Source organism: Nonomuraea sp. NPDC059194 (assembly GCF_042754765.1).
Lineage (GTDB): Bacteria > Actinomycetota > Actinomycetes > Streptosporangiales > Streptosporangiaceae > Nonomuraea.
The window spans coordinates 1-3,450 of the sequence record NZ_JBHZBH010000098.1; the positions used below are offsets into that span (position 1 = coordinate 1).

Consider the following 3,450-nt stretch of genomic DNA (forward strand, 5'->3'; position numbering starts at 1 on the left):
TTGTCCTTCTTGTGCTCGATCGGGATGTACGCGCCGTTGGTGACGGCGGGGTACGTCTCGTTCTCGTACGTGGCCATGTCGCCGACCTTCTCCCAGACGTGCTTGGGCACGATCGGGATCGGGTTCGACAGCATCGACGCCTGCGGCGCCTTGGTCTTGATGACCAGGGTCCGGTCGTCGGTGGCGGCGACCGAGGCGAAGTTCTCCACGGCGGGACCGTTGCCGGTCTTGGCCGCGTCGTCCGTCATGATCTTGTTGAAGGTCCACGCGGCGTCGTGGGCGGTGACCGGCTGACCGTCCGACCACTTGGCCTGGCGGATCTTGAACGTCCAGGTCAGCCCGTCCTCCGACGACTCCCACGACTCCGCCAGATCAGGGCTGGGCTGGAGGGTCTTGGGGTCGGGCGTCGTGAGGAACATGTACGTCCACCGCTGGAGCTGGCCCGCGATCAGCCGTACCGCCAGGAACGGGTTCATCGAGTCGACCGCCTGGATCGAGCCGATCCTGACGGTCTTCTTGCCCGTCGTAGCGGGATCCGCCTGCGCGGCGGTGACCGGTGCCGCCAATGCTAGAGCCACCCCGAGCGCCGTCAGGCGCGCGAGCCATTTACCCATTTGGATGCCTCACTCTCAGGCAGGGGGAGACCTGTTCAACAGCAAGGCACACCATCGCGACCTCGTGTGTCAACGAGAGGCGGAAAATTGTTTCACTCTCGTTTCAATCCGCGATGTTATTTTTCACCCCTCTTCGGTGACTTGACCTCCGTCCACCCGCAGCCGCCGATCCACCTGTACGGCATCGAGCATCCTCCGGTCGTGGGTGACCAGCAGCAGCGTGCCGGGATAGGTCGCCAGCGCCGACTCCAACTGCTCGATCGCGGGCAGGTCGAGGTGGTTGGTCGGCTCGTCGAGCACCAGCAGGTTGACGCCCCTGGCCTGCAGCAACGCCAGCGCGGCACGCGTCCGCTCGCCGGGCGAGAGCGTGGCGGCGGGCCGCAGCACGTGGTCGGCCCTGAGCCCGAACTTGGCCAGCAGCGTGCGCACCTCGCCGGGCGGCAGCTCGTCGGAGAACGACTCCACCAGCGGCGCCGAGCCCTCGAACAGCCTGCGGGCCTGGTCGACCTCGCCGACCACCACCCCAGGACCGAGCGCCGCGTGGCCCTCGTCGAGCTTCAGCTTGCCCAGCATGGCGGCAAGCAGCGTCGTCTTGCCCGAGCCGTTCGCGCCGGTGATCGCCACCCGCTCCGCCCAGCCGATCTCCAGGTCGACGGGGCCGAGTGTGAACGAGCCGCGCCTGACCACGGCCCCGCGCACCGTCGACACCACCGCACCGGCGCGGGGAGCGGCCGCGATCTCCATCCGCAGCTCCCACTCCTTGCGCGGTTCCTCCACGACCTCCAGCCGATCGATCAGCTTCTCGGTCTGCCGGGCCTTGGCGGCCTGCTTCTCCGTTGTCTCGATCCGGGCGTTGCGGCCGATCTTGTCGTTGTCCTTCTGCTTCCTGCGGGCGTTCTTGACGCCCTTCTCCATCCACGCGCGCTGCGTGCGGGCGCGCAGCTCCAGGTCGGATCGCGTCTCGGAGTACTCCTCGTAGCGTTCGCGGGCGTGCCTGCGGGCCACCTCGCGCTCGTCGAGGTAGGCCTGGTAGCCGCCGCCGTACAGATGGACCTGCTGCTGGGCCAGGTCGAGCTCCAGCACCGACGACACGGTCCTGGCCAGGAACTCGCGGTCGTGACTGACCACCACGGTCCCCGCGCGCAGCCCCTTCACGAACCGCTCCAGCCGGTCGAGCCCGTCGAGGTCGAGGTCGTTGGTCGGCTCGTCGAGCAGGAACAGGTCGTAGCGGCTCAGCAGCAGCGACGCCAGGCCCGCACGGGCGGCCTGCCCGCCGGACAGCGACGTCATGGGCTGATCGAGGTCGATCATCAGCCCGAGATCGGCGGCCACCTCGTCCGCGCGTTCCTCCAGGTCCGCGCCGCCCAGCGACAGCCAGCGCTCCAGCGCGACGCTGTAGGCGTCGTCGGCGCCCTGCCTGGACTCCACGAGGGCCTGCGTGGCCGCGTCGAGATCGGCCTGCGCCTTCGTGACCCCGGTACGGCGGGCGAGGAACCGCCTGACCGTCTCGCCCTGACGGCGCTCGGGCTCCTGGGGCAGGAAACCGACGACGGCCGTGGGCGGGTTCAGCCTGATCGAACCGCTCTCCGGCTGGTCCATCGCGGCCAGCAGGCGGAGCAGCGTCGACTTGCCCGCTCCGTTGACGCCGACGAGGCCGATGACGTCGCCCGGGGCGACCACGAGATCGAGCTCCGAGAACAGAACCCGCTCACCGTGGCCTGCGGCCAGGCCCTTTGCGACAAGTGTTGCGCTCATATCACCCGTTAGCGTAATCGCATGTCGCGCACGCGCATCCTCATTTTCGCCGCCGTCACGATCATCCTCGGGCTGTCGACCAGGCCGTTGTCGAAGTACGCGGGCGACGCGTTCTACACCGTGCTCCTGTACTGGATCGTGGTGTTCGCCGCGCCCAGGATCCGCCCGGTGTGGGCGGCGGCGGTCGCGCTGGGGGCGAGCTGGGTGATCGAGTTCGCGCAGCTGCTGAACCTGCCGCGCGTGCTGGCGCCGGTCCTGGGCAGCACCTTCAACCCGCCCGACCTGTTCTGGTACGCCGTGGGGGCCGCCGCCGCGTGCGCCTTCGACCTCACCGTCCGCCGTCGCACGGCCCGCCCTCCGGGAACGCCTCTTGGTTAGTGGCAGCCGCCCGACCCGCAGCAGGAGCCGCCCGCCTGGGCCAGCATGATGGTGTCCTGGCGTCCGGTGAGCTCGTAGCCCGCCTCCGTGACGGCCGCGCCCACCACCGCGTCGTCGAGCGGCGTCGCGCTCGTCACGGTGACGGCCTTGCTCGCCAGGTCGACCCGCACCTCGCTCACGCCTGCCACCTTGCCCACCTCGGCGGTCACCGAGCTGACGCAGTGGCCGCAGGTCATTCCCTCGACCTGGTATGTGGTGACGGTCATCGCTCTCTCCTCACAGCTCGGAAGCTCGTGCCGTCACTATATACCCCCCGGGGGTTTATGTCACACGGATCCTAGCGCTCGCCCGGGCGGCGGCGGTTCGGGCGACCCCGGCGACCCCGGTGGGGGTGAAGGCGGGGAGGCGGGAGACGAGCAGGGCGGACACCACGAACGTGGCCGCGTCGATCACGAAGGCGGGCCGGGGCCCGGTCGCCGCGACCACCAAGCCGCCGACCAGGAACCCCAGCACGTAGGTGGTCTGGTTGGTCACGTGATAGGCGGCGACGCCGACGGTGTAGCGGTCACCGGACAGCATCTGGGGCAGGATCGCGGCCCGGGCGGCCCGCCGCCGGGTGGCCCGGAGGAGTCTCACCTCCGGGCTCCCACAGAACGGAGCGTGACAGTCTCCCGTCACTCCGCTCGTCTCATCCAGTCCGTCA

General features: G+C 69.5%; 4 protein-coding genes and 1 pseudogene. 1 reads left to right on the forward strand and 4 read right to left on the reverse strand.

Annotated features, from left to right (window positions below):
- Positions 1-614: ABC transporter substrate-binding protein (locus ACFXJ8_RS43870; protein ID WP_379651499.1), on the reverse strand; the 614-nt coding region annotated here is incomplete at its 3' end.
- Between the two features lie 123 nt (positions 615-737).
- A complete protein-coding gene (locus ACFXJ8_RS43875) occupies positions 738-2,369 on the reverse strand; it encodes an ABC-F family ATP-binding cassette domain-containing protein (RefSeq protein WP_379651501.1) in 1,632 nt (543 codons plus the stop codon).
- 21 nt (positions 2,370-2,390) lie between these two features.
- Between ACFXJ8_RS43875 and ACFXJ8_RS43880 the strand changes: the two genes are divergently transcribed.
- On the forward strand, positions 2,391-2,747 hold the full coding sequence (locus ACFXJ8_RS43880) for a DUF2809 domain-containing protein (RefSeq protein WP_379651503.1): 357 nt from the start codon (positions 2,391-2,393) through the stop codon (positions 2,745-2,747).
- Between the two features lie 62 nt (positions 2,748-2,809).
- Here the strand turns inward: ACFXJ8_RS43880 and ACFXJ8_RS43885 are convergent.
- A pseudogene (locus tag ACFXJ8_RS43885) lies at positions 2,810-3,013 on the reverse strand (heavy-metal-associated domain-containing protein); the annotation flags it as partial.
- Positions 3,014-3,068: 55 nt separating this feature from the next.
- The gene (locus ACFXJ8_RS43890; protein WP_379651505.1) at positions 3,069-3,383 is read right to left on the reverse strand and encodes a hypothetical protein; all 315 of its coding nucleotides are present in this window, start codon (positions 3,381-3,383) and stop codon (positions 3,069-3,071) included.
- Positions 3,384-3,450 lie beyond the last annotated feature (67 nt).